The sequence below is a fragment of the Furfurilactobacillus milii genome, from assembly GCF_009864005.1.
GTDB classification, from domain to species: Bacteria; Bacillota; Bacilli; order Lactobacillales; family Lactobacillaceae; genus Furfurilactobacillus; species Furfurilactobacillus rossiae_B.
Genome location: NZ_WEZQ01000001.1, coordinates 253,103 through 277,925 on the forward strand (window position 1 = coordinate 253,103; position 24,823 = coordinate 277,925).

The window sequence follows — 24,823 nt, forward strand, 5'->3', positions numbered from 1 at the left end:
ATCAATTTTTAGAGGAGGTAAGCGATTTTTCGCAAAAGCCTATGGATTATAATGACGAGAATAAGCAAACAGGTGGGCAAGGACCACAACGTCCACGCAAATCGAATTCAGGTTTAGTGAAGGTTGGTATTGTTGGCTTAGTTGCCGGATTATTAGGTGGCGGTATTGCTTATGGGGGTGCCTCTGCCCTGAATAACAATAATAATGGCGATACGTCATATAAAAATGGTACGACTAAGGTAGCCAATGTCACTGTAAAGAGCAACTCCGACGCTACGAAGGCCTTTAGCAAGGTTAAGGGCGCAGTTGTTTCGGTTGTTAACATGCAGAAGCAGTCATCTTCGAGTGATAGCGAAGGTTTGTACGGTATCTTTGGTGGTGGCTCATCATCAAATTCGAATGGTAATAATTCGGATTCCTCATCTAGTAAATCATCTTTGGAAACTGCCAGTGAAGGTTCTGGGGTTGTTTATAAGAAATCCGGAAATGATGCCTATATTGTGACGAACAATCACGTGGTCTCTGGTTCCAGTGCTTTGGAAATCATTCTCAGCAACGGGAAGAAGATTTCAGGTAAGCTGGTCGGCACGGATTCAACGACCGATTTAGCCGTTATCCGTGTGGATGCTAAGTATATCAACACGGTTGCTCAATTCGGTGATTCCACTGCGATTCAGGCTGGACAATCTGTCTTAGCCATCGGGTCACCACTTGGGTCACAGTATGCAACGTCAGTGACTGAAGGGATTATTTCAGCTAAGAAACGAACGGTGCCAGTAGAAGATGAATCTGGTAATCAAACTGGGGATGCGACCGTTATTCAAACGGACGCAGCAATCAACCCTGGCAACTCTGGTGGGGCATTGATCAACTTATCTGGTCAGGTCATCGGTATCAACTCGATGAAGTTGGCGTCATCTTCGAGTGGTACGTCGGTTGAAGGGATTGGATTTGCGATTCCTTCTAACGAAGTTGTGTCCATCATTAATCAGTTAATTACGAATGGTAAGGTTATTCGTCCAGCGTTGGGTGTCGGACTTGTGGATCTTTCAAACGTCGACAGTACCAGCCAAAAGAATACTTTGAAGCTGCCAAGCAGTGTAACTGGCGGTGTTGTGCTAGTTAATATTTACAACAATTCGGCTGCTGAAAAGTCCGGCCTGAAGAAGTACGATGTTATTACCGAGATAGATGGTACCAAGGTAACGTCACAAGCAGACTTACGTGATGTGCTTTATAACCATAAGATTGGGGATAAAGTTTCCGTTAAATACTATCGTGATGGTCAACAAAAGACCGGTACGATAACGTTGAGCGAGAGTACGAGTCAATTAAGTAGTTCAAGCAAGTAGATCTTTTAAAGAGTAATTGTGGAAAACAATTACTCTTTTTTTGTGTCTTCGGGGATTTCACAAACTCAAATCGAATCATGATAATCATTTCCTGGGAAATTTGATTACTTTCTATTTAGTCTAAACGACTGGTATGGGTGTATTTATAAGCTTTTTTTATCTATAATTAGGTGGTAAACAATCCACAAATGAATAATGTAATGTATACTTTTGAAAACGAGAAAGTCACGGAATGTGGGATAAAACAACGAAACGTGGTGTGGATAAACTGTCTTTATACAGAATAAAGTGTAAATATGCAGGATTAATTCTGCATAATAATCACCGTCACGTAAACAGCATTCTGCAGTTATCGTTTAGTTAGCTGGTGTCCAATTTGGAAAACCGAATGTTTTCCTGGGACATTACCCATTTTCGGCAAATTGCCCCATAAAAACATCGAGTTTTCCGAACAAACTAAGCCATGAAAAATAAAGTGGTTCGTTTCGGAAAATGCAATGAAAAAATTGTTTTGCACAGGTGTGGATAACTATGTGGAAAACTGTGGATAAGTTTGTGAATTGGAGATAAATGCCGAAAACTAAGGATTTCGAAACAGTGGGAAAAGTTATCCACAGGTCAAAAAAGTGCAGTGGATAAGTGGTCATAAAAACCTCTGTTCGATTTTAAAACCCTTTATTATCAATGGCTACGGGCTGCGTGTTCGTGTGAAGATGCCTTGTGGATAACTGTGGATAACTTTTATTCACAGGTTAAAATGACAGCGTCACATAGCGTCGCAAAATCGATTATTTTTGGTAAAGAAAGTTAAGGAAAAGTAAAAGCTGTGGATAACTTTTTCATAACAGATGTGCTTGTGGATGAAAACAAAATTTAGAAACGGAGTATATACACGTGAATATCAAGATTATTGGTGTTGGAAAACTGAAAGAAAAGTATTTTAAGCAGGGCATTGCCGAATATGCGAAACGTTTGTCTAAGTTTTGTAAGTTTGAAATTGTCGAAGTTGCGGACGAAAAAGCTCCCGAATCTTTAAGCCAGTCCGAAATGGATACGGTTATGGCTAAAGAGGGGGAGCGAATTCTGGATCATATTAAAGATAAGGAATATGTCTATGCGTTGGCTATTTTAGGCAAGGAACGGACATCAGAGGCGTTTGCCAAGGAAATAGAGGACTTAGGGACGTACGGACATTCTGACATAACGTTCGTTATCGGCGGTTCACTGGGGCTGACACCCGCAGTTTTGAAGCGTGCGAACGCACAAATTTCGTTTGGTAAGTTTACGCTACCACATCAGCTGATGCGTCTAGTGCTGAGTGAGCAGATCTACAGGGCATTTATGATTAACTCGGGTAGTCCATACCATAAGTGATGCGGCTCATTGTTTCCAATACAGGTGTCCTGAATTTAAAGTGACACATTTCGAGTAGCTTCCTCATAGAAACAGACAGTTGCTCTTCGAGTAGATGCACGCAACATCTATAGGTAAATGCCTTTTCCCTTCAGGTTATTAAGACATTCCCGCAGGTAGGCTTCGTTATGTTCGGGATAAATTGGCGCGGTTAACGGAACTTTTTCTAAGTTGCTATAGGGAGGACAGTTTTGCCCTCGGTATGCAGGATTGCACCACTTAGAATCTGGTTTGTAGCCGCGTTTTTTCATTTCAGTCATGACCAGCATGTGGAATTGATATAACTTGTATGGCGAATGAGTAAAAACATAATTGACGGTTGCGTGTTTTTTGCCCCAGCCCTTTCCCCGTAACGCGGCTATTTCACGATGCTGCCCTAGTAGTTGCTGTCGGGGTAGTTTACTGATTAACGCTTCATGCCAAAGTCTCAAGGTAATTATCCTCCCGTAAAATCAATGTGTTGAGGATGAAAAGTATCATTTTTCAGCGATTAAAAATATCGATACAAGTGCTTTAACTTCACTAAAATATATAACGGTCAGACTAGTTTACAAACTAATCAGCCTCTAAGACCTTAGCTCCCTAGCTGTTAGGTGGTTTATAAAATTAATGGTAAGTACCGGCTAAAGATTTTTGCTAGAGGATTAATACTTATGATTATTTGGACAATTCAGCCCTATGCAGTTTATCAGCAAATTATAAAAACGGGTCATTTTTATAGTGATCCTAAACTTTCATTCGACTTGAAGGATGCTATTGACTTTCAACGTTCATATCGCTGGATGATTGAACAAATGAGACGGAAAGTGGGCGCTCCAGAAAAAGAGGGAAGTTACCCTATTTGGGCCTGGTATCGACATGACTATCAACATAAACGTCCAGACTTTAGACGAGTTCGCGACTATTCGGATGAAGTCTGTATAGAATTAGAGATTCCAGACAAGAAAGTATTATTGAGTGACTTTGAAGCTTGGCACTATGTATTAAACAATTGGTATTATTCACCTGCAACTAGTGAAACAGAATGGAATCAAAGCATCGATTGGCTTGATAGTTTGCCTGAAAAAGAACAGCAGCAGGTCAAACATAAATCATGGAATAGAATATTCGATATAACTCCACGTAAAGGAGAATGGACTAAAAATGGGGACGTTGTCCAGGCCTGCTTTTGGTCATTAAGTAGAGATCAAATGCGTAAAGTCTGGCGATTACGAAAAGGACAAAAAACTCAGGAAATTTATGCAATATAATTTAGTCGAAGATATCGTTAAGCAAGATAAGTTTTTGACCAACAACATCTAATAGCGCAAAGCATGAAAAACAAAAGGAGCTGAATTAATGAAAGACTCGAACGACAAACTATTAAAATACTGGCCAATCTTTGAAGAATTTGACGAATATACTGACTTTGCTGGCTATCCAACACAGGCTTTAAAGGAGTCAATAAGATATTTTGGCGAAATGATGAGCCACATCACACAAAAGCCTGTTTCCAAATGGACTGTAAAAATAATTATGCGTGGAATAACGGAATTTGTTGAGGAGGCTGAGGCTGATCCAGATGAGGAATCGGTAACAATACTGATTTTAACCTACGACATTATCACGGCTTATATGCGTTGTTTATCCGTTCATCGGTTAATAGAGGCAAACTTGGACGACTTAAGGGCATCTCTGAATGACTTTGAAAAGCGACATGGGCTGAAAGGACCAGTGTTAGATCCGTCGGTATTTCAAGAACCACGGTCTGTCATAGAAGACCCGAATTTACCTCAGTGGTTGGATTATGTGGCACGTGATATTACAGGCTATACCAGTGAATGGTTACGAGATTATTTTGAAAGCAACGTTTGGAAGCACCGAAAAAATAAAATTTCTCGTGATTTAGTCGAGACTGCTTTCACAACTCTGGTTGAAAAAGGCTACGATGTCTATCGTAAGACGCCGAAGACGTGGACCAAAACTGCTATAACAGGTGTATTAACGGGTTATTTTGTTTCTAATATGACGTTGACTCCTGAAGAGTATCGTCAGGTGGCCCCCGCGATAACACCGTTGCTGGCGTTTGTGGCAGATCAAGGTTGGCTAAATGAAAAAAGAGCTAGTAATTACCAACGTTACATTAACGAAGCCGCATCCGTAATGATTGAACTGGCAGAGGATCCGCTAAATTCTAGCCCTGCAAAAATGTTAGGTCAGGCGTTACTAGAGAATGGTGTGGATCTTAACGATTCCGATGCTGTACAAAAATTCATTGAGCAAGTTAACGAAAATGGCGGCGTTGACAGCCTGTATGGCGACGATGATCAATTGTTTGACGATGAGGATGGTATTCCGAATGATCTTGTTCAGTTATTGGATAATCCCAAACAATTAACCGAAGCGGCTAAAGTGTATGATCCAGATCCTGAACGGGATTATTTGAATGATGCGCATCGTCCAGCTGCCAGCGGTTGGCGAAAATCTAGAGCTGTCGAAACGCACCAATTGGCAGTCGAAACTGGAATTCGGCTATGGTTGCAACGTGCACAATACGCTATTCCAAAGACGTTTGAGACAACAGACCTAATGTTTGCTGTGACGGATTTCATGGATGTTTTGTATGCTCGAAACTTAGTAACTCCGAGTCAGTGGACAGTAGCGGCGTTAAAAGAGATTGGCCAATGGTATGAAAGGACTCAAACCGTTAAGGACTATCGAGATATGCAAGTCGTGATTGCTGGCGTCATCGGTGTATTAAGGTCGACCGATGTGATATCACAAAAGCAATCTATTCAGTTAACCGCGGCCTTCAATGGCGAGAAGATTCCTGATGTCGGTGGACCCCAAAAGGTGACTGGTAAGGTCATGTCGATGAAACAGGCACGGAAATTGTTAAAGAATAAGCGGCGTAAACGTTGATGTATAAATAACTTTATATAGGCGTTACCTGTCGACAGCTTTGCGTTTTGCCCAGTATAATAACAAGTGAAGAAAGGAGGGTGTCAGAATGACAGTAAGTCGAATTGAAGTGAAATCTTCGTTAGTCGATTGGGCTTTTTCAGTGACAGATGTAAATAAAGATGCAATTGAATCAGTTATTAGTAAGTTTAGATGGCTTCAAGAAGACAGTGACACGTATCTTAAGCCGACCATTAAGCAACTGGCAGATTTTGCTGTGCGACTGCATGTTCCGTTTGGCAACCTTCTTTTAAGCGAGCCACCTAAAACAGAGGCAATGAAGTTGGCCTTTCGGACTGAAAAAAATGCGCCGGCACAAGTTAGCTTAACCGTTCGGGACGTTATCTACGAAATGAAACGAAAGCAGGCTTGGTTTAGAGAGGAAAGCGGTCTTGCGAATGAAAAGCTGACGTTTATTGGGAGTGCCGCTGGCTTTGATAGAGATGAGACATTAAGTGTTGTGTCTAATCTGTTACGATTAAATCACTTTAGAACTGCTCGAGAATTATATAGTGATTTACGAAATCAATTTGCCCATCTTGGAATTTTAAATATGCAAAAAGGTGGTGCTGGCCTAGGTGTAAATCGACCGTTGGATGTAAAAGAAATGCGTGCATTTGTTCTGCTGGATGATTTTGCACCACTCATATTTATCAATGAAGAGGATAGTTATACAGCGAGAGTCTTTTCACTTGTTCATGAATTTATTCACTTGTTACATGGAACTGATGAGCTACTTAGTGAACAGGAAAATGATGTTGTTGAAGAACAAAATATAAACAAAGTTGTCGCTGCATTCCTAATGCCTGAAGGCGAATTTACTCAACGTTTTAATAAAACGGATGTGGCTCAGGTTGGACGATACTTCAATGCGAGTCCTGAAACAGTTGCAATTCGAGCTCAGGAAATCGGGCTCATAAAAAACACAAATGAAATTCGCTTACCAGTGGTACAGGACAAGTTAAAGAAATCTACTGGTGGTAATCCATATAACACGGCACTTAGTTTGAATGATCAGCGCTATATGAATGCTGTTGTAGTTGCCCAAGATAGCGGGTTAGTGCAACCAACACGTGCTGCATCGCTGATTGGGATCAGTTATAAGATGTTAGATAAGACAGTTGAAAACTTCAATGAACGTGAGGCCACAGCATGACCGGTTATTTGGTGGATTCGAACATCCTGATTAATTCAAATCGATATTATCGACAACAATATTTTCCCGTTGTCTGGACCTTTTTTTAGACAAATGCCAAACTTCTATATGATTGGTCAGGTTTTCAAAGAGTTAGAATCAAAAAATGATGAACTGAGTGACTGGATCAAAAAGAATTACCTGAATAATACTGTATCTGTTGATGATTGTATCCCAGAATATGTCAAAGTTACTGAATACGTTTCACAATCCAATCTGTGGACAGCAGCGGGTTACGAAGAATGGACAATGAAATATGAAAAAGCGGATCCGTGGTTAATTGCTTCTGCGATGAAGCATTCATACACAATTATCACGGATGAAAGAGATACAGGACCAAACGGCAACAGAACAGATAATGAACCTAAAATTCCGTTTGTAGCGAAGCATTTTAACGTTCCGACAATTAACTTTTGGGATTTTCTATCTGCAAATCATTTTATTGCAAAGTGACTTCCGGCATAACTTGATGACATTTTAAAACAGGTGCTGATGAGTGTAACGTTTATCTCATCAGCACCTGTTTAAGTTATTTACCATTTTCGTACAAATCCACAAGTCGTTTCCGCAACGCATCATCGTACGCGGTCAAGTACAAGCCGTATTTCCCACGCTTCATCAGCACGTTCAACACGTCAGCGATGAACTTCTTGTACTCGTCACGGGAGAACTTCATGTCCTTACGTTTCTTGAAGACTTCTTTATGTGAATATTTTTCAGGAATCACTGTCATTGTGTCCGTTTTGGGGTCGTAACCAAACGACGGACCGATAATCATACCAACGTAATTGAGGTCGAAACCCTGGAGGGTATAAATCGTACCCACTTGGGTAATCGATCCTTCACGTTTGGCCCAGTGTGTCCGTTGAGGGTCCCATTCATCCCATGGCAAACTGAAGGAATCCATTTCCACGTTGTGTCGTCCGTCGATTCGGCGGAAGCCAGAGGTAGCAACCATCCGGCTCATACCGACCTCTTTGTTACGTTTCTTAATGGTTTCAAACATCTCACCGGCGGTATCGAACACTTTGAACTTGAAGTCACTGTTATTCGGGAATGGCTTCATCGGTTTTTCTTCGGTCAGATCGTCCATCCAGGCAACTTGTTCATCGCTAGCGACCATCCGGTACTGGAAGTTCATATCAAACGTTTTGTGGGGATGGTTACCGATAGTTTTCAGTAATAAATCGCGATCCCAATACATTTTTGATTGGAATACTTGGTCGAAATCATAAACAACGACGACTACTTTGGCTAAGTTCATCAAGTCAGTTAGCTGATTTTGACCGCGGTAGTGAGCGTAGGGTTCGGATTTTGAATATAAAAGGTGGGCTTCATCAACAAAGATGATGTCATACTTCTTGTTGTGCTTTTGGGCATCATTAATAAGCGATGTTGGTCGGCGAATTGTGTTTACCTTCATGTTGGGAATCGATTCTGCGATATCCTGATAGGCTTTATACAACTCAGGATGGTTAACAACTAACGATGTCTTGTAATGATTATCCGTCATGTATTGGCGAACTAGTTCCATGAGAACCACAGATTTACCGGTGCCAGCTGCACCTTCAATAATGGCAACGGAAGATGGTTTTGTGGTAAGCCCCTGTTTGATGTAGTTATTGATGTTTGTAATCACAGATTTCTGATCGTCTGAAAGATCGTCGACGAAAAATTGTGCTTTTAATATTTCGTTCATTAATAGGCTCCTAATTGGTTCGTTATTTTGCGGGCGACGGGTCTACCCGCGACTTAAAATGCTTTAAAACAATATTATACCGCTTAACGTGTGGAGAAATCTTACGACTGAACATTCCCATTGCAATCGTTTTTCTGGTCGACTGGGCAAATAAAGTTGATTATCAGCCGAGGCATTATTAAAGTTGTTATGTAAGAACACAAGTTATAAGGAGGTCACCACATGAAACACATTGTTGCCGGCGTCGTGGCGCACGTGGATGCAGGGAAAACGACCCTGTCGGAGGCGTTACTTTATAAAACTGGTGCCGTGCGCACATTAGGTCGTGTGGACAATGGGGATGCGTTTTTGGATCCAGACACGTTAGAAAAGCAGCGTGGGATCACTATTTTTTCGCATCAGGCCAACCTCCACTACGGTGATTTATCCTTAACATTACTGGACAGTCCCGGCCACGTTGACTTTGCCGCGCAAACGGAACAGATTTTACCGGTCCTCGATTATGCCATCCTAGTCGTCTCAGCTACTGATGGCGTTCAGGGATATACACAAACATTGTGGCGTTTATTAAAACGGTACCATGTGCCGACACTCATTTTCGTGAACAAAATGGACGCAGATGGTGTGGACCGTGAGGCTATTCTCCAACAGTTACAAACGGAATTAGCGCCAGGCTGCCTGCCGTTTGACTGGGACGGTGATGTTAATTCGATGCCAGAGGAAACCGCCGAGGCCATCGCATTACAAGATGAAACGGTCCTCGACGATTACTTAAATGGGACACCATTATCAACATCAACGATTCAAAACATGATTCAGCGACGTGAAGTCTTTCCCTGTTTCTTTGGATCAGGTCTTAAGATGACCGGCATTGATACATTGTTGGATGGTCTGTCACGTTGGACGCTTGAGTCAGAACCAGCGGCCGAATTTGGTGCGCGAGTATTCAAAATTTCTCACGATGAAAAGGGTGAACGGTTAACTTGGGTTCGCGTGACCGGCGGCGTGTTGAAAACGAAGGCAGAGGTCTTACCTGATCAGAAAGCCAACCAATTACGTGTTTATAATGGTGGCAAGAGTCAGATGGTTTCTGAAATCTCAGCGGGTGGCGTCGGCGTCATTCTCGGTTTAACCGATACGCGGCCTGGTCAAGGTCTCGGTGCTGCCGCAAATAGTCCGGCGCCGTTGCTACAACCGGTTTTGAACTATGCGGTCAAGTTGAATGGTGTGGATGCACATGCCTGCCTAACCGCGTTGCGCCAACTTGAGGACGAGGATCCACAATTACATGTGACTTGGTCCGAGCAGGTTCAAGAAATTCGTGTTCAAATCATGGGTCCAATTCAGTTAGAAGTCTTGCAGGAACAATTAAAGACTCGTTTCAACCTTGTTATCAGTTTTGGCGAAGGCAGCATCTTGTATCGTGAAACAATTACTGAACCAGTTGAGGGCGTCGGCCACTTTGAACCGCTGCGTCATTATGCGGAGGTTCATTTGCAGATGACACCAGCTGAACCTGGCAGCGGAATGATGTTTGACACAGACTGTCCGGTCGATGTCCTCGGCAAGAACTGGCAGCATCAAGTGTTGACCAGCCTACAGGCTAAAGAGCACCTAGGCGTTCTGATTGGTGCACCAATGACGGATATGCGCATTACGTTAATCACAGGCAAAGCCAGCATCGTGCACTCAGTTGGCGGCGATTTTCGTGAGGCGACGTGGCGCGCAGTCCGTCAGGGTCTCATGATGTTGTTGGCAAACGGTGGTGACCAGTTGCTGGAGCCTTGGTACCAGTTCCGTTTGACAGTTGATGGTGATAATGTTGGCCGTGCGATGACCGACATTCAGCGGATGCATGGGTCGTTTGAGACGCCCACGACAAACGGCGCCAACACCATTTTAAGTGGTGTGGCGCCGGTATCTGAAATGCAAGATTATGCCCGAACTGTCCAAGCCTATACGCATGGTCTGGGGCAGCTCGAATGTGTTGTCGATGGATACCGTCCATGTCATAATGCGGATGAAGTGATCGCTGACGCAGATTATCATCCGGTTAGTGATCTTGAAAATACACCAGATTCTGTATTTTGTGCACATGGTGCGGGATATCCAGTGGCATGGGCTCAGGTTCCGACCGCGGCTCACGTGCCTTACGTGATGGATCATTAATCAGTCTTGTTTTAAGAAGACGAGAGTCGTTTCATCGGAACGTTTGGCATCAAACCGATAGTTCAACCGGTTAAATTGTTTCAAATCACTAAGTTCATGAATATCATTTTCAGCTAAAAAACGAACCATCTCACCCCGTGCCATTTTTGCGAATGTGGCACGGGTTTTTAGTTTGCCGTCGACGAGGTGGCCGAAGACAACATTGATCAACGGTTCAGCAGGAATTAAATAACGCTGAACCGTTTTTGTGTATTCCTGTGAGGCGAGGTTAATTAACGGTTCATGATGCAGCCCCAGACCACGTTCAGGCTTGTTACCCCAAAAGTCATACAGATTCTTGTGGTTTGCCACATGAAGGGGTGCCTGCATTTCCAGGCGGTAGGGCGCAACGCCATCAAACGGACGCAGCACCCCGTAGAAACCAGACAGAATCCGCAAATGATCCTGCACGTATTGCAATGCGTGCGCCGTAAATACACTGGGTGCCATGTACTGATACTGAATGCCGGAGTAAGCCACCAGCGCAGGCGTTAACTGATGTTTGAGATTGATTTGCTGTAATTGTTGGTAGGCCTGTTGAGCGATTTTGTCGCTACAATGCCAAAGCTGATGCAGTTCTTCGTAACTCATTGATTGCAACGTTTGCAAAATTTCCTGCGTTTGTGGTAGGAATTGCGGTAAGGATGAAATATCGAAACTGTCTGAATCAATGGTCATTTTCTTAGCTGGTGAAATGATTATCTTCATGTCAGACCCTTTACTTTTAAATGCTGTTTTGTAAATGATAGCAGGTTTTTTCGTCCGATATTGCCATCATTCAAGCGTAAATATTTGTGCGGAAATTATATTTCAAACGAACATATTGGTTTGAACTGCGTATGTTAATGTAACTGGTTTTAGTAGCAGTGGATCAGTGAATTTTATTAATTGACAGGTACGATTGAACCGTATATTCTATAATCGTACTTCGGCAATGAACTGGAGTATGGATGGAACATCAGAAGATTCACTTTATTTACCCAAAGCTTTTTATAAAGAGATGGCAACAGTTAAACTTGAGTTTGCTCGATAAAGGTCGACTGGAGAGAAACATTACGCACTTCTTTAATAGTAGTCCCGAGAATAATAATGGGAGAAGATTTCCAGGTAATATCATTCGTGGCACTGGTGGTGCCTATAAACTCAGATTCTCGTCAATAGCCAGTAATCAAGGTCAAAGTGGTAGCTACCGAGTTATTTATTTCGTGGTTGCAGGTAGTCAGGTAATCTTTTTAGAAATGTATCAAAAGAATCGGCAAGAATCCTTGAGCGATGCAAAAAAACAAGAGATTCGAAAGATGATTAGTCTGATAAGGGAGGTAAATGAATCAGATGAGTAAGGATGAAAGTTATATCATGCAGAACTTGGCCGAAGTTGAGGCATATTTCAAAGGTGAGCCTAACAATGTTGAAGTGCACACGGTCACCATCGATGTGCCACCGCGTTTTGATGCCAAGACGGTTAAGCAGCTGCGCAAACGGCTAGATGTGACGCAAAATACAATGGCCCATTTGTTAGGCATTTCGCCACGAACTGTGGAAGCCTGGGAAATTGGCCGGGCTGAACCTAATGGCAGTTCACGTCGCCTCCTTGAACTTTTTCAGAAAGATCCTAAGATCATTGAATTGCTGCGCGATTAACAATAATCAACTACGTAAACGGATAGGCAACCACTTGTTGGGGGCTATCCGTTTTTATGTCGTCTAAACGTAGATGATGAATTTCACCGGTCCGCACGGATTTAAACGTCATGGTGCGTTCGGTTAAATCCAGTACGTCTTCATAATGTGTGTAGTCCATGTTGCTACGCCGCAAGCGCTCGGGTGTCCGAGGGATGACAACGTCGTCAAGTAGTGTGAGTAGTTGTTGTTCAGCGGCAAGAGACGTTTGCGGCACATTTTGGCGCCATAAGTTGATGACAGAGCGCTGGAAACGGTCCGTTGGCAAATTTGTGTGACGTAATTCACCATTAAAAGAGCGACAAGCTTGTTTGAAAGTATCAACCGAGGATTCGGGATCAATGCCAAGGGTTTTGGCCAAACGGACAATGTGCGCTGGATAGTTTGGCGTGTTTGTCAGCACATGTAGTGGTGCTTCAGTCAGCGTTAGCCCGTGGCCCCGCGGCTCCAAAATAGCAGTATTGCCCGCAACATCAGTCAGTAGCCAATGAAATGGTCGCCAATTATTCTCGCTATACCACTTTTGCGCGACGATATTGATATTTGGCAAGTCCAAACGCAATTCGGCAATTGAATGATGCGTTAGCGCCCAGTAAATGAAGTCCTGTGGCGTGATGTTCAGTTTGCCATCGACCATTGATGAAGCATAGCGAGCTTCAACCGGAAAGTAAAGTTCAGCGCAGGCAAGGCCCGCTTCGTTCATGCCATCACCCATTAAATAATGATTTCCCGGCGTCCAGCGACCACCGCCGAGAATCGCCATTGGCAATGGTTTACCAGAATTATCAGTAGATGGTTGCCACAAAAATCCAGCAGGTAGGTAAATTGGCCGCCATGGCGTAGTAGTCGGTAGATCCATGGTTCGTGCGAAAAAAGCGTGTTCATTTACGGATTGAAGCGTAATTGCGGTGCACATGAGAAAACCTCCTAAATGCGAGTGCCTATGTTCCACGTGTAACTTTCTTGTCCAATGTACCCAAATCAATCAAGCAGTCGATATTCAAGCAACATATATGACGATCCTGCTTTACTAGACAACTGTTCATCGAGATTCAACTGCCACAGTGTCCGGTCGATTTTGAGATCGTGGAGTTGAATGAAGTCATGTAAGATACTCAGTGAGTGACAAACATCTGCTGTCGTATTGAATGTTTTGACGGAGACGTATTCGCCAGCCGGGCGGTTAACTGTTGCGACGTTATTGGGAACGGCGGGGCTGACGGCTTTGATAATACAAAAAGAGGCTGTTTTATAGTCGTCGGCAACGCACCCAGGTAACGTTGTCATGAAGCCTGATTCGCGTTTGTCGATTAGCTTTAGCGTGCCGATTTTTTGGTAGAAGTCTTGATACAATTGACTGATTTCCTCGTCGGTACAGGTAACAGATTGAATTGAGCGCCAGTATTCCTGGTTAGAGTGGTCAACGATTACGGGTTTATTGAGATTGGTAGCCTGACTGGCAGGCACTGGTGAAAAACGCTGATTTAGCGTTTGTTTAAGTGTATTCAAACGTTGAATTTTAGCGTCGATAGTTTGGTTCAACGATTGTAGCTGATTATCTAAGTTCGGTGTTTGACCAGCGGTAAGCAAGCTCTTGATTTGCAGAACAGATAATCCTAGTTTTCTTAGTTCCAGAATGAAGGTTAAATCATACAGTTGATCGTAATTGTAATAACGATATCCATTTTCTGCGACCTTGGCGGGTTTAAACAAACCTTGTTCGTCGTAAAATAGTAGTGTGCGTCTCGTTGTATCTGCGAGTTCCGCAAATTTTCGAATTGTTAACATTCTTACCTCGTATTTCTTGACCTGTACGTTACGTAACAGTTTACACTGATTATAGTTTGAATAATGACAAAACGAAACAGGTTAATTCTAGGAGGAACAGAATATGAAAGCAGTTGTGATTAGCGAACCAGGTCATGCAGATGTGTTAAAAATCGTTGACCGGCCAATGCCTGTTGCGGATGCAGAGCACTCAGTCCTTAAGATTCACGCATTTGGTGTGCATCGCTATGAGGTGTTGACACGTGAAGGCGGTTCACCTAGCGTTAAATTTCCACGGGTCATCGGTGTTGAGGCCGTGGGTGAAGTTGCAGAGACAAGGCCTGGTTCAGGTCTCACAGTCGGTCAGAAAGTTATCACGCTGAATGGTGGTTTTGGTCGTGAATTCGATGGTAGTGAGCAAGAATATGCCTTGGTTCCGAACAAACAACTGTACACTGTTGATTTCGATGGATCGTGGATTGATTTGGCCCAATATCCTGAAACCTTTGTGACGGCGTTTGGTTCTATTAAATCGTTGCACTTGAATGCTGGTGATACGATGCTTGTTCGTGGTGGCACGACGGCGGTCGGGTTAGCGATGATCAAACTGGCAAAGGCAATGGGACTGAACGTGGCTGCCACAACACGGAAACCGGAACGGATGGCAGACGTTACTGCAAGTGGCGCCGATGAAGTCGTGTTGGACAAGGACGGTGAGTTGCAAACGGACAAGCAGTTTGACGGCATTGTTGATTTAGTCGGGACCGTAACGATGCGCGATTCGGTCAAACACGTGAAGAGCCAAGGGATTTGTTGTGTGATTGGCTTGCTGGCCGGTGAATGGGAAATGAAAGACTTTTCGCCGTTTGAAATGGTGGATAAATACTTAACGGCTTATGATTCAAATTACTTTGATCAGGCCATGATTGATGAGCTGTTTGGTCTTATTCGGGATCATCACATCAGTATTCCGATTTCAAAAGTGTTTACACTGGATGATATCGCGGCTGCTCAGGATTATGTGATGGCTAATTCAAAAATGGGTGAGGTCATTGTAACGACGGATGAGCTAACAAAGTGAGGACTGGCTTTCATGACTGAAAAAGAGCTTATTCAGATTGTCATAGACGAAACAGGTGGGGATCTTGACCATCCTTTTAATGGTGGTAGCAGTCATGAAAAAATTAACTGGAACATCATTCGCCATCACCGGAATCGAAAAATCCTCGCGATGGTATTCATCAAGGATGATAAACTGCTGATTAATCTAAAACTCAGTCCTGAACACGGTGAATTCGCACGCAAACTTAGGGGTGTTGAACCTGGCTACCATATGAATAAAACGCACTGGAACACCATTGATGTTAATCACTGTGAGGTTCAACCACAGGAGTTACTTGGGATGATCAGGGAAAGTAGCGCACTGACAGAGAAGTGAGTGTACTCTCTGATGCAAAATAACTTTGTTTTGTTCTGGAATTGGGCTGCTAGAAGATAATGCTAAACAAAACTGCCATGTCTGAAAAAATAGACATGGCAGTTTTTAGGCTACAAAGTTAAACCGATTGTGCTTATCAGTGCAAAAGTTAGCTCGATAGTTACGGAGACCTTGAGACGTTTGAATGTAGTTTATTTGTAATCGTTGTTTTAGTGCAAAACAGTTTTTTGCTTGTCGAAGATATTAACAACAATCGCGGCTGAAAACAAAATTAGCACGAGCAAAAATACGTGATGTAACGAGTAGAGCAGGATACTGGATAATGCTGGTCGTAAAGACGAAGGAACACCGGCATGGCCACTGGCATTAACGAAATTATCAACTGCTTTGGCGCTAATCCCGGTATGAACATGGAGCTGTTCACTGATAGCGCGATTAAAAATAAGACCGTAGATGCCCGCTGCTAATGTTTGGCCAAGTGTACGCCCCAGAGTCAAGATTGAAGAGGCTACCCCAACACTATCTTTGTTGACTAAATGCTGTGAGATGATGGTGTTAATTGTGATAATAATGCCAAGACCTGCACCAGTAAAGCCGGCAATGACATAAAACGCAGCCTGTGGAAACCGCGGTGTACTTATAAGAATTGGCACATAAGCAGCTAACATGATCAGCACGACAATGAAAATAATCGTTCGCGGTGCCCATCGTTTAAGCAAACCGCCCACAAGGAAGGAGGCCAACAGCCACATAATTGGGCTTGGTGTAATTGCTAACCCGGCTGTAGCCGCCGAAGCGCCATAGATAGATTGTAGCCAGATTGGAAAGTAAACTTGAAAGCTGATTTGAGCGCCGCTGAGTAGCAGCGCGATAATGATTTGCGCGGCAAAGGTCGAATTGCGAAACATTGATAGTGGAATTAGCGGGTCGGCGGCCCGTCTCTCAATTAAAATGAACGATAGAGTACCAGCCAAGAAGAGCATGAATAAAATGACGTTTGAAACGACGGCATGTGAGTGACTCAGATTTTGAAATAGGAGTAATAAACTGATTAAAGACAGTGAAATTGTTGCAATACCGCCAACGTCCATTGGCTGTTTATCGGTATCAAATGCCTTCTCATGATAGGTGAACACGACTAGTAGGAAGACCACGATGCCAATGGGAATATTAATAAAAAATACCCAGTGCCAATTTAATTGATCGACGATGAAGCCACCAAGTAACGGGCCTGCTAGTGCTGAAATTCCCCAAGCTGTATTATTCAGTGCCAAGACATTGGCGCGCTGCTCGTAACTGAATAAATCCGCAATAATTGTGAATGTGATTGGCATAATCGCGCCAGCACCAAGTCCCTGAATGGTTCTGGTCACGATTAAAAACAGCATGCTGGGCGCAAATCCGGACAAAAGTGAGCCCAGCGTGAAGAGGATTAATCCGACTAGAAACACTGGTTTGCGACCAATACGATCGCTAAATTTACCGTAGATAGGCGTAGAAATAGCCGTTGCAAGCAGGTAAACCGTAAATACCCAGCTTTGCAAAGAGAGACCGTGTAACTGGCTGATGATGGTTGGCAATGCTGTCGTGATAATGGTCGTTTCCACCGAACTCATAAAAGTAGCCAGCAGAATTGCAATCATCACAGGGGTTGTCGATGTTTTACGAGTCATATAGTGTGTCCTCGACCTTTGTCAGATTTGATGGCGTTATCTTAGGACATTTCAAAAATCTCAACAAATAAAAGGTATGACTATTTAAAGTGAACTCACAAAGTTGTTTTAGCCTAGCGTAACGCAAAGGATATTGAGTTAGGCAGGGCTTACTTATCCAACGGATCAATCGTGTGTTCACCACGTCCCTGAATTTGAGTAAAACGGGGGACTTCGTCGTGGTTGAGATGGCGGACGTGCCAAGGTCGCTGGGTTTTGGATGTCCGTCTGCGAGAGTAAAGCCACAAAGTTACGCCAAGAATGAGCAGGAAGAAACCACCCATGACGAGCGTATAAGTGAAGGCCGGTAGTTGTGCGTTGGCTGTTGGGAAGAATGTTGATCCAAACACTAGCGCAGAAGTGATGAACCCAATTACGCCAATAAGCAAACAGACAAAACGGCCACCGGGGAGTTTGAAAGCTGCTTGACGGCTTTTGCCAGTGATGTTAAGAACGATAAAACCGGCAAATAGAAGCAGATACGTGACAAGATAGAGCATAACAGTGAGGGCCATCGCCATGGCAAATGCACCATTGTTGCCGCCGATAACAACCGTTAATACGAAAGCAATGATGGAAACGATGATTCCTTGCAAGAGAACAAGGTGTACGGGTACCTGATGCTTATTCACTTTGTTAAACGTCGTTGGCAAAATTTCGTCCTCGGCTGTAACTAGCAATGATTTAACGGGACCAACGATCCAAGAACTGATTTCACCCAGCATACCGATTGCCATGAGCAAGCCAATGACTTTTACCAGCGGTGCAAAGGTCGGTCCGAGGATAATGGCCACCATGCTGTTGATAGCCTGAATAACACCTTGGTTAAGTGACAGGTCTTTTAAAGGCACGACGGCGGCTACAGATAAGCCACCAAACGAATCGATGATGATGGCAAAGGCGACCAGCGTCAGCATAATAATCGGGTAGTTACGCTGCGGTCGTTTGAGATTGTTAACGTAGGAAGCAGAGGCTTCAATACCGGTAAACGCAAGAATGTAAGGCACAATTAACGTTAATGGATGGCCACTTGTGAAGCTGTTAGTCGAGAGGGTTGTCGCAAACTGAAGGGGATGCCCCGTGGCAACGTAAATGCCGCTGAAAACTAACAGGATTAACGCAGGCAAAATAATCCCAAGAATAAATGTCCATTTTACCAACCGATCGGTATCATTGATGCCCTTAAGCTGGAAAACAGTCATGACCCAGTAAATCGTGAGAAAAGCGGCGAGCTTTAACCACGGATTGGTGTTAAGGGCCGGCAAGTTTAGCGCATAGGCCATTACCCCGATGATGAAGTAAGTCATGGTGATAAAGTTAACGGTAATTTGCAACCACTGAAAGAAGACGGCCACAAAACCGGCTCGATGTCCCAGCGTACCCTTGACCCAGGTATAGATGCCACCGTCACTCCATCCAGGCATCGTCGCCATTTGGGCAGAGGCTAGTGCCACCGGTAAAAACCAGAAGATACCTGCGACAACTAACAACAGGGTCGCCATCAGTCCCGACTGAGCAAAGGCTGGATATTCGTCGGCGGACATAAGCATGGCAGCCGTTAATGTGAAAAAGCCAAAAGCACTTAGTGAAGCATTCTTTTTCATGAGGGAAACCTCTCACTATACATAATTTAAAAATTATTGTTTACATTATTTTATCGATTTGAATTAGTGACTGTCAAAATCCTAATCTACTCCAGATTGCTTTTTTATTGGCGCCGATCCATTTTTCTCAACTGATGTTAGATTTTGGATAAAAATGGGTGTGGTCTAAACTTCTCAAAGCAAACTATCAATGTTACACTGTAAAAATTGTTGCAAAAGTGGGACTCGAAAGGGAAAATACATGAATCAACCAACACATAAACGCATCACCCGAGGAATTGACGCACCGTTTGTGCCGATAATGTACTTAATCGCTGGTATCCTGATACTTATTAACTGGGCATTTTCACACAGTTATCCAACATCGTGGGTAACGTTAACATTAGGAATCGTTATGCTGGCAGGTGGTCTAATCTTTTTCCACACTACTCTTCGTGGGAAATACATAATTTGGCAAAAAATCATGTCGAACATGTCAATTCCAAAGGATGCTCAAGTGCTTGATTTAGGTTGTGGTCATGGCGCAGTTCTAATTGAGTTTGCCCAGCGTCTTGGTGCGCATGGTCATGCGACTGGTTTGGATCTGTGGCGTCAACGTGATCAATCCAATAACGGCAGTGAACAAACGCAGGCTAACTTGGTGGCATCAGGTGTCGATGACCGAACATCGTTATTGACTGGTGATATGACGAAACTGCCAACGGGCGACAACGCTTATGATTTCGTTGTTTCTAGTTTCGCTTTTCATAACATTAAACCGGCTGCTCAACGCAAAATTGCTTTGAGTGAAGCAGTTAGAACGTTAAAACCAGGTGGCCGACTCATCATTGTGGATACGAATCACAATGACCGTGAATATAAAGTTGCGCTACAAGATTTGGGACTTAAAGATATTGAGCTCAAGTCAGCCGGTTTTAATGGCTGGTGGAGTGGTCCGTGGATGTCTTCGTATGTTATTCAGGGGATTAAAAAGTAATAATGTTTAAAAAGGTTAGCACTTCTGTGGACGGCGTTATGACCACGACAAGTACTAACCTTTTTTGATGAGGTGAATTGTACCTATTCTGGGCAGAACTCTACTTTTTAAAATCATAGAGTTATTTTGGAGAGGGCCTCTACCGACTATTTACTGATTAAAAAAATTGCTTTTAACAGTACCTTTGATGATATAATGAACACGTAAAAAGGGATGTCACTGCGAATGACATCCCTACCGATCCGCAAAAGCGGTGGTGCTTACGATAAACGAGTAATCGTCAGCTAGCCAAAGTTGAGACGACTGCCCGTTTTTTTATGTTAACAGCAGGTCATAATGACCACTATTAACTGAACGACTAACGCTAAAAGTGCCACCACAAACATGGCGAACTCTAGCATTAGCTGCAGTGCATCCTTTACGGACACGAGGTAACTCCTTTCCATCAGATTCTGTGACAATACGGTAAAAGTTTCTTACCCCATTAGCACCATCTTCTTTCAGGTGTAAAATACACCAAAAGTCACCAAACGTGTCACTGACGCACAGAAAGCTGTGCATAACCCAAACCGACAGATGTAAAGGCAAAGTTCACCTTCACATCTGTCGGTTTACGTTATTGCTCGCTTTCTCCCGTGCTTCATGAGCACTCTCAAAACCGTCTTCACTTCTCGGTAATCAAAATTATAGCAAAGCAAACGGCATGAAATCCTCAACTTTGATGAGGATTTCATGCCGTTTTAATAACAGCTACATGATGTTTTCGTGTGACTATAAATCCTTTAATATCAAGTCGTGTCACTGATTTTTTGCAAAATATATTATCTAGGTTTTTAAAGAAACAGAGGTGTGAAAATACTTGAAATTACATTTAGTAAACCAATCGTCGATGCACGAGATAAATTGGCAATCCGGCAATGAGTATGACAACCACAACTAGCCAACCCAGATGAAACCAAATGCCAGTTGGATTGCCCAACATCAGACCACGGCAGACTTTAACGGCATGGTATAGGGGCGACAGCCAGCAGTATGGTTGAAGCCAACGTGGCATATTGGCGACGGGAAAGAATGTATCCGAAAACATGTACATTGGTTGAATGACAAGCATGGCATAGTAATTAAGATAGTCGCGATTAGGCACAAGCAACGTAAAAATCAGGCCCAGTAATCCGAACAAGAGACCATTAAGGAATAAAAGAAATGGGACAAAGATAACTAGCCAGCTATGGATAGCACCTAAAAATCCTGCAATAATCAAAAACAGCGTGCCGAAAATGGTAGCACGAATGCCAGCCCAAATTGCTTGACCGATGATGATGTCTTGTAGGTTAACCGGCGTCATGCTAACAGCGTAATAAGTTTTTTCAACCCGCATCTGAATAAACGCGTTTGTCGTTGCCTCATTGGTTGCTGCATTCATGCTGGTGGCAGCGACTAAGCCTGATGTTACAAACAGAAAGTAGGGCATGCCTTCAACGTTACCAACAAAGTTTGCTAAGCCAATTCCCATTGCAATCAGATACAGAATTGGATCAAGTAAGTTTGGAAATACAGATACTTTGAAAAGTTTTCGAAAACTCATGTAATTACGCTGAATGACGTGTTTGATGGATCTAAGAGAGAGCTTGTACAATGTGATCATCCTCCTCGTGAAAATCGGTAAGTGCCAAAAAAGCTTCTTCTAGTGACTGATAACCATACTTTGCTGGCAACGTGTCTGGGGCACCAGAAGCGAGAATCTTGCCACGGTGAATAATTAATACTTGATCGGCTAACCGTTGGACTTCATCCATATAGTGAGACGTGAGCAACAGAGAAACGCCTTCACTTTTTAATTGATCCAATTTTTTCCAAATCACATGACGTGACTGAATGTCCAGACCGGTTGTTGGCTCATCAAGAATGATTACTTTGGGATGATTGAGAAGAGCGCGTGCCAGCACCAAACGGCGCCGCATGCCACCAGACAAATCACTGATTTGTTTGTCATCGTAATTTGCTAAACCGGCAAACGTTAGCAGGTTCTGTGTTCGCTTTTTCAGCTCACGTTTGGGGATGTCATAGCACAGGCCGTGAGCGATCATGTTTTCGTAAACAGTAAGTGAACCATCCAATAAGTCCTCTTGAGATACAATGCCAAGCGCCCTTTTTGTGCTTGAGGGCGACTTTTTAACGTCGAAGCCATCCACGGTGATCCTGCCGTGAGTAATGGATGCTGCTGCGTAGATCATTTTCATGGTTGTTGTCTTGCCTGCACCATTTGTGCCTAATAAAGCAATGCAATGGTTGCGTTGCAACTGAAACGAAATGTCATTAACGGCTGTAAAGGAACCATATTTTTTTGATAAATGAGAAACTTCAAGAATGGGTTTCATGGTTATCAACCTCCGAATTAACTAAATTTGGTGAAAAATGTCGTTTCTCACTGAAATTTAATGTATCATGAGGTCAACTCGATGATCTTCGAAATATGGAATTCGGCGGTGATAATATGAATGAGGCACCAGATGTGGCAGCAATCGTGGAAATTTTTAGTAACTCAGCACGAGTTAAAATGGTGGATATGTTAATGGATGGCCGTGCTCACACAGTCAATGAACTGGCCTTAGCTGCTAAAATCACCCCACAAACGGCAACATATCATTTACAAAAAATGGTCGGCCTTAACTGGCTAAAACTAGAGAAGTACGGGCGTTTTCATTACTACACGTTGATTCGATCAGACGTCGCAACACTGTTTGAAACGCTGAGTCCGGTTGCGCCTGAGAAGAAAGTCGCTTCTCTAAACAAGAGTTTGAAGTATAAAAAGTTATATTATTGTCGAACATGTTATGATCATGTGGCAGGTCGAATTGGTGTCGCTATTACGGATAAATTGCTTGAAAATGGCGCCATCGTTTTGGAAAGTACAAAGTTTAACGTAACACCAAGTGGTCAAACATTTTTATCGAGTACTTTTAATTTGAACTTAGATGAGTTGATGAAGAAAAAGCGTGCCTTTTGTAAACCTTGCTTAGATTGGAGCGAACGTAAAGATCACATTGGGGGCGCGGTTGGTCATGGTATTCTAACGTTTTTGTTGGATCATGAGTATTTGGTCCGTGGCAAAGATGCGCGAGCGTTGGTGGTGACAGATTCTGGTCATGATTTTCTTGAACAACGCCTTCAGCTCAGTGTTTAATGTTATGGACATAGATTTGAAAAATTTAAAAATCAGAAGCTGATAAAGAGATGATGAGCAATGATCTTACAAGTTAATAACCAACTCAAACTTAGTTCTTTGCAGCAAAGTGAAGCCCCAGCGTACTTTCAGCTAATTACGCAAAACCAGCAATACCCTTGGTAAGTGGTTACCATGGGCCCTCAAAGTTAAAACATTAGCTGATCAGGAACGCACTACTCGAATTGCAGTCTTGGCTGACCGCGGACAGCCCACGCAATTTAGTATTTATTGGCAAGAACGGCTGGTGGGTAGAATCAGATTTGTTGAATTAGATAGAATCAATCAAACGGCTGAGATTGGTTACTGGCTAAGCGAAGGTGCGCAGGGTCGCGGCATCATGCGTGCTTCCGTTGAACGTCTTGTCCGCTATGGTTTTGAAGACTTGCATTTTAAAAGAATTGATTTGAAAATTGCGACTCATAATCAAGCGAGTTTGGGAGTTGCTCATGCCTGTGGCTTTGAAGAACAGGAGATTTTACCCAATGCTATTAATTTTGGTAGGCGGCTCAGTCGATGCGCGTCGTTGGTCACGATTTAAAAGTTAATGAATTTAGTTTTGGCGAAGCAACGGTCATTTGTGACTGTTGCTTTTTTATTAATTGAAATAGTCACTTTATTCTTTAACGATTGTTCAAAATGGATTATACTTTTTTGAACAGTTGTTAAAGAAAGAAGAAAACACATGCCAAGACAGCGACAATTTGAAGAAGATGACCTATTAGAACAGGCAATGATTATTTTTTGGCAAGCCGGGTTTAACCAAACGGCAATAAGAGACTTAGCAACGCAAACGGGTGTGAAAGCACAGAGCTTATACAATACGTTTGGCAATAAGGATGCTTTGTATTTAAAAGCACTGAAGCATTATGTTGCGATGGCCGACAGCGAGATTGATGACATTATGGCAAGTGAGAGTGATGTTTGGACAAAAATGAAACAATTGTTAATTCTCAACTGGCCATTAGCGACTTATCCAAAGGGTTGTATGGTCATTAATTCAATTAGTGAACGTCACGACCAATCAGCTGAGTTAATGGCCACTTACAATACCTTATTTGATCACTTAACATCGGCGTTTGAACGACTCTTGTCACAATTACCGGCAATCAGTTTGACTACCTCAAGACAAGCACAATTAGCCAGCATGCTACGAACGATTCATAACGGAATCCAGATTGATTTAGCAAACGGTCGGCAGTCACAGGCCATTAATGAAACGGTTAACACTACGTTGGCAATGATTAAGGCGGAGGGATAAATGATGAAACTTTCATTTTCACATGAAGCGCAGGAAAAATTGGCGTCAAAAATGGCAGCGCATGAGGTACTTTTGCTAGATTTAGATGATGGGATCGGACCATTATCGCCGGTCTTGGGAGAAAACGGACTAATGTATCGAATATTCATCTGTCCACAAGCAAAGATACCCGACGACTTTACTGAACAATTTCAAACATCGCTTGGGCCAGTGTACTTTACGGATGAGACGGCGTTTTATTTAGATGAGAACATGGAGATTACGTACAAGAAAGTTCAAAATCGCTTCGAGTTGCAAAGTGACCAGGCAATTTTGGAATCAAACTTGAATATTATTCGTCTATAAAACAAAAAAA

The 24,823-nt window shown here is 43.0% G+C and carries 25 protein-coding genes and 1 pseudogene; 16 read left to right on the forward strand and 10 right to left on the reverse strand.

The features are described from left to right. Window positions 1–41 precede the first annotated feature (41 nt). Both GB993_RS01135 and rlmH read left to right on the forward strand, forming a co-directional pair. Window positions 42–1,352, forward strand: coding sequence for a S1C family serine protease (locus GB993_RS01135; protein ID WP_161002744.1), 1,311 nt, complete (start codon window positions 42–44; stop codon window positions 1,350–1,352). 894 nt (window positions 1,353–2,246) lie between these two features. Then, window positions 2,247–2,726: a 23S rRNA (pseudouridine(1915)-N(3))-methyltransferase RlmH gene (rlmH, locus tag GB993_RS01140; RefSeq protein WP_161002089.1), complete on the forward strand. Its 480-nt coding sequence runs from the start codon at window positions 2,247–2,249 to the stop codon at window positions 2,724–2,726. 107 nt (window positions 2,727–2,833) lie between these two features. Here the strand turns inward: rlmH and GB993_RS01145 are convergent, their stop codons facing one another. Next, window positions 2,834–3,196, reverse strand: a complete 363-nt coding sequence (locus tag GB993_RS01145; protein ID WP_161002745.1) for a TIGR02328 family protein — start codon at window positions 3,194–3,196, stop codon at window positions 2,834–2,836. 222 nt (window positions 3,197–3,418) lie between these two features. Between GB993_RS01145 and GB993_RS01150 the strand changes: the two genes are divergently transcribed. The 4 genes from GB993_RS01150 to GB993_RS01165 all read left to right on the forward strand — a co-directional run bounded on the left by GB993_RS01150 (window position 3,419) and on the right by GB993_RS01165 (window position 7,353). Next, window positions 3,419–4,015: a DUF3841 domain-containing protein gene (locus GB993_RS01150; protein WP_161002746.1), complete on the forward strand. Its 597-nt coding sequence runs from the start codon at window positions 3,419–3,421 to the stop codon at window positions 4,013–4,015. Between the two features lie 88 nt (window positions 4,016–4,103). Further along, window positions 4,104–5,666 carry a hypothetical protein gene (locus GB993_RS01155; RefSeq protein WP_161002747.1) on the forward strand — a complete coding sequence of 521 codons (1,563 nt, stop codon included), beginning with the start codon at window positions 4,104–4,106 and terminating at the stop codon, window positions 5,664–5,666. 88 nt (window positions 5,667–5,754) lie between these two features. Then, entirely contained in the window at window positions 5,755–6,861 is a 1,107-nt protein-coding gene (locus GB993_RS01160) for an ImmA/IrrE family metallo-endopeptidase (protein WP_161002748.1), read from the forward strand. 93 nt (window positions 6,862–6,954) lie between these two features. Beyond that, window positions 6,955–7,353, forward strand: coding sequence for a DUF4411 family protein (locus GB993_RS01165; protein ID WP_161002749.1), 399 nt, complete (start codon window positions 6,955–6,957; stop codon window positions 7,351–7,353). A gap of 76 nt (window positions 7,354–7,429) precedes the next feature. Here GB993_RS01165 and GB993_RS01170 read toward each other — a convergent pair whose 3' ends face one another. Beyond that, a complete protein-coding gene (locus tag GB993_RS01170) occupies window positions 7,430–8,599 on the reverse strand; it encodes a DUF2075 domain-containing protein (RefSeq protein ID WP_161002750.1) in 1,170 nt (389 codons plus the stop codon). Between the two features lie 222 nt (window positions 8,600–8,821). On the opposite strand from GB993_RS01170, the gene GB993_RS01175 reads away from it, so the two are divergent. Beyond that, window positions 8,822–10,768 (forward strand): elongation factor G, encoded by a 1,947-nt coding sequence (locus GB993_RS01175; protein WP_161002751.1) that lies wholly within the window; start codon window positions 8,822–8,824, stop codon window positions 10,766–10,768. On the opposite strand, the gene yaaA is transcribed toward GB993_RS01175, so the two are convergent. Further along, entirely contained in the window at window positions 10,769–11,515 is a 747-nt protein-coding gene (gene yaaA, locus GB993_RS01180; RefSeq protein WP_161002752.1) for a peroxide stress protein YaaA, read from the reverse strand. Window positions 11,516–11,757: 242 nt separating this feature from the next. Between yaaA and GB993_RS01185 the strand changes: the two genes are divergently transcribed. After that, a complete protein-coding gene (locus GB993_RS01185) occupies window positions 11,758–12,147 on the forward strand; it encodes a type II toxin-antitoxin system RelE/ParE family toxin (RefSeq protein WP_161002753.1) in 390 nt (129 codons plus the stop codon). Continuing rightward, complete coding sequence (locus tag GB993_RS01190) at window positions 12,140–12,448, forward strand: helix-turn-helix domain-containing protein (protein WP_161002754.1); 309 nt, start codon at window positions 12,140–12,142, stop codon at window positions 12,446–12,448. Before GB993_RS01185 ends, GB993_RS01190 begins: the two co-directional genes overlap by 8 nt. Before the next feature lie 10 nt (window positions 12,449–12,458). Here the strand turns inward: GB993_RS01190 and GB993_RS01195 are convergent, their stop codons facing one another. After that, a complete protein-coding gene (locus GB993_RS01195) occupies window positions 12,459–13,403 on the reverse strand; it encodes a linear amide C-N hydrolase (RefSeq protein ID WP_161002755.1) in 945 nt (314 codons plus the stop codon). A 65-nt stretch (window positions 13,404–13,468) separates the two neighbouring features. Then, window positions 13,469–14,275 (reverse strand): MerR family transcriptional regulator, encoded by an 807-nt coding sequence (locus tag GB993_RS01200; RefSeq protein WP_161002756.1) that lies wholly within the window; start codon window positions 14,273–14,275, stop codon window positions 13,469–13,471. Between the two features lie 103 nt (window positions 14,276–14,378). Here GB993_RS01200 and GB993_RS01205 point away from each other — a divergent pair, with 103 nt between their 5' ends. Then, window positions 14,379–15,335: a zinc-binding dehydrogenase gene (locus tag GB993_RS01205; protein ID WP_161002757.1), complete on the forward strand. Its 957-nt coding sequence runs from the start codon at window positions 14,379–14,381 to the stop codon at window positions 15,333–15,335. Between the two features lie 12 nt (window positions 15,336–15,347). Beyond that, window positions 15,348–15,692 (forward strand): MmcQ/YjbR family DNA-binding protein, encoded by a 345-nt coding sequence (locus tag GB993_RS01210; RefSeq protein ID WP_161002758.1) that lies wholly within the window; start codon window positions 15,348–15,350, stop codon window positions 15,690–15,692. A gap of 209 nt (window positions 15,693–15,901) precedes the next feature. On the opposite strand, the gene GB993_RS01215 is transcribed toward GB993_RS01210, so the two are convergent. Both GB993_RS01215 and GB993_RS01220 read right to left on the reverse strand, forming a co-directional pair. Next, window positions 15,902–17,365, reverse strand: a complete 1,464-nt coding sequence (locus GB993_RS01215; protein WP_238331558.1) for an MDR family MFS transporter — start codon at window positions 17,363–17,365, stop codon at window positions 15,902–15,904. 149 nt (window positions 17,366–17,514) lie between these two features. Continuing rightward, window positions 17,515–19,008, reverse strand: a complete 1,494-nt coding sequence (locus GB993_RS01220; protein ID WP_161002759.1) for an amino acid permease — start codon at window positions 19,006–19,008, stop codon at window positions 17,515–17,517. Between the two features lie 241 nt (window positions 19,009–19,249). On the opposite strand from GB993_RS01220, the gene GB993_RS01225 reads away from it, so the two are divergent. Beyond that, a complete protein-coding gene (locus tag GB993_RS01225; protein ID WP_161002760.1) occupies window positions 19,250–19,984 on the forward strand; it encodes a class I SAM-dependent methyltransferase in 735 nt (244 codons plus the stop codon). A gap of 320 nt (window positions 19,985–20,304) precedes the next feature. On the opposite strand, the gene GB993_RS13230 is transcribed toward GB993_RS01225, so the two are convergent. The 3 genes from GB993_RS13230 to GB993_RS01240 all read right to left on the reverse strand — a co-directional run bounded on the left by GB993_RS13230 (window position 20,305) and on the right by GB993_RS01240 (window position 22,362). Continuing rightward, entirely contained in the window at window positions 20,305–20,430 is a 126-nt protein-coding gene (locus GB993_RS13230; protein ID WP_431188873.1) for a putative holin-like toxin, read from the reverse strand. A 425-nt stretch (window positions 20,431–20,855) separates the two neighbouring features. Beyond that, window positions 20,856–21,620, reverse strand: a complete 765-nt coding sequence (locus tag GB993_RS01235) for an ABC transporter permease (RefSeq protein WP_161002762.1) — start codon at window positions 21,618–21,620, stop codon at window positions 20,856–20,858. Beyond that, window positions 21,601–22,362, reverse strand: a complete 762-nt coding sequence (locus GB993_RS01240) for an ABC transporter ATP-binding protein (RefSeq protein WP_161002763.1) — start codon at window positions 22,360–22,362, stop codon at window positions 21,601–21,603. The genes GB993_RS01235 and GB993_RS01240 overlap by 20 nt, the downstream gene beginning before the upstream one ends. A 116-nt stretch (window positions 22,363–22,478) precedes the next feature. On the opposite strand from GB993_RS01240, the gene GB993_RS01245 reads away from it, so the two are divergent. From GB993_RS01245 to GB993_RS01260, 4 genes and pseudogenes are all read left to right on the forward strand, one after another. Beyond that, window positions 22,479–23,168 carry an ArsR/SmtB family transcription factor gene (locus GB993_RS01245; protein ID WP_161002764.1) on the forward strand — a complete coding sequence of 230 codons (690 nt, stop codon included), beginning with the start codon at window positions 22,479–22,481 and terminating at the stop codon, window positions 23,166–23,168. A gap of 172 nt (window positions 23,169–23,340) precedes the next feature. Then, a pseudogene (locus GB993_RS01250) lies at window positions 23,341–23,748 on the forward strand (GNAT family N-acetyltransferase); the annotation flags it as partial. 144 nt (window positions 23,749–23,892) lie between these two features. Continuing rightward, window positions 23,893–24,468, forward strand: a complete 576-nt coding sequence (locus tag GB993_RS01255) for a TetR/AcrR family transcriptional regulator (RefSeq protein WP_161002765.1) — start codon at window positions 23,893–23,895, stop codon at window positions 24,466–24,468. Beyond that, on the forward strand, window positions 24,469–24,813 hold the full coding sequence (locus GB993_RS01260) for an iron-sulfur cluster biosynthesis family protein (RefSeq protein WP_161002766.1): 345 nt from the start codon (window positions 24,469–24,471) through the stop codon (window positions 24,811–24,813). It begins immediately after the preceding gene. Window positions 24,814–24,823 lie beyond the last annotated feature (10 nt).

What these genes read in the sequence shown, in the direction of transcription:
- GB993_RS01220 (WP_161002759.1), bottom strand. Translation starts at nt 19,008, where the DNA reads ATGAAAAAGAATGCTTCACTAAGTGCTTTTGGCTTTTTCACATTAACG.
- GB993_RS01185 (WP_161002753.1), top strand. Translation starts at nt 11,758, where the DNA reads ATGGAACATCAGAAGATTCACTTTATTTACCCAAAGCTTTTTATAAAG.
- GB993_RS01240 (WP_161002763.1), bottom strand. Translation starts at nt 22,362, where the DNA reads ATGAAACCCATTCTTGAAGTTTCTCATTTATCAAAAAAATATGGTTCC.
- GB993_RS01160 (WP_161002748.1), top strand. Translation starts at nt 5,755, where the DNA reads ATGACAGTAAGTCGAATTGAAGTGAAATCTTCGTTAGTCGATTGGGCT.
- GB993_RS01260 (WP_161002766.1), top strand. Translation starts at nt 24,469, where the DNA reads ATGATGAAACTTTCATTTTCACATGAAGCGCAGGAAAAATTGGCGTCA.
- GB993_RS01195 (WP_161002755.1), bottom strand. Translation starts at nt 13,403, where the DNA reads ATGTGCACCGCAATTACGCTTCAATCCGTAAATGAACACGCTTTTTTC.
- GB993_RS01190 (WP_161002754.1), top strand. Translation starts at nt 12,140, where the DNA reads ATGAGTAAGGATGAAAGTTATATCATGCAGAACTTGGCCGAAGTTGAG.
- GB993_RS01225 (WP_161002760.1), top strand. Translation starts at nt 19,250, where the DNA reads ATGAATCAACCAACACATAAACGCATCACCCGAGGAATTGACGCACCG.
- GB993_RS01165 (WP_161002749.1), top strand. Translation starts at nt 6,955, where the DNA reads ATGCCAAACTTCTATATGATTGGTCAGGTTTTCAAAGAGTTAGAATCA.
- GB993_RS01155 (WP_161002747.1), top strand. Translation starts at nt 4,104, where the DNA reads ATGAAAGACTCGAACGACAAACTATTAAAATACTGGCCAATCTTTGAA.
- GB993_RS01210 (WP_161002758.1), top strand. Translation starts at nt 15,348, where the DNA reads ATGACTGAAAAAGAGCTTATTCAGATTGTCATAGACGAAACAGGTGGG.
- GB993_RS01170 (WP_161002750.1), bottom strand. Translation starts at nt 8,599, where the DNA reads ATGAACGAAATATTAAAAGCACAATTTTTCGTCGACGATCTTTCAGAC.
- GB993_RS01200 (WP_161002756.1), bottom strand. Translation starts at nt 14,275, where the DNA reads ATGTTAACAATTCGAAAATTTGCGGAACTCGCAGATACAACGAGACGC.
- GB993_RS01245 (WP_161002764.1), top strand. Translation starts at nt 22,479, where the DNA reads ATGAATGAGGCACCAGATGTGGCAGCAATCGTGGAAATTTTTAGTAAC.
- GB993_RS13230 (WP_431188873.1), bottom strand. Translation starts at nt 20,430, where the DNA reads ATGGAAAGGAGTTACCTCGTGTCCGTAAAGGATGCACTGCAGCTAATG.
- yaaA (WP_161002752.1), bottom strand. Translation starts at nt 11,515, where the DNA reads ATGAAGATAATCATTTCACCAGCTAAGAAAATGACCATTGATTCAGAC.
- GB993_RS01255 (WP_161002765.1), top strand. Translation starts at nt 23,893, where the DNA reads ATGCCAAGACAGCGACAATTTGAAGAAGATGACCTATTAGAACAGGCA.
- GB993_RS01215 (WP_238331558.1), bottom strand. Translation starts at nt 17,365, where the DNA reads ATGACTCGTAAAACATCGACAACCCCTGTGATGATTGCAATTCTGCTG.
- GB993_RS01150 (WP_161002746.1), top strand. Translation starts at nt 3,419, where the DNA reads ATGATTATTTGGACAATTCAGCCCTATGCAGTTTATCAGCAAATTATA.
- GB993_RS01175 (WP_161002751.1), top strand. Translation starts at nt 8,822, where the DNA reads ATGAAACACATTGTTGCCGGCGTCGTGGCGCACGTGGATGCAGGGAAA.
- GB993_RS01205 (WP_161002757.1), top strand. Translation starts at nt 14,379, where the DNA reads ATGAAAGCAGTTGTGATTAGCGAACCAGGTCATGCAGATGTGTTAAAA.
- GB993_RS01135 (WP_161002744.1), top strand. Translation starts at nt 42, where the DNA reads ATGGATTATAATGACGAGAATAAGCAAACAGGTGGGCAAGGACCACAA.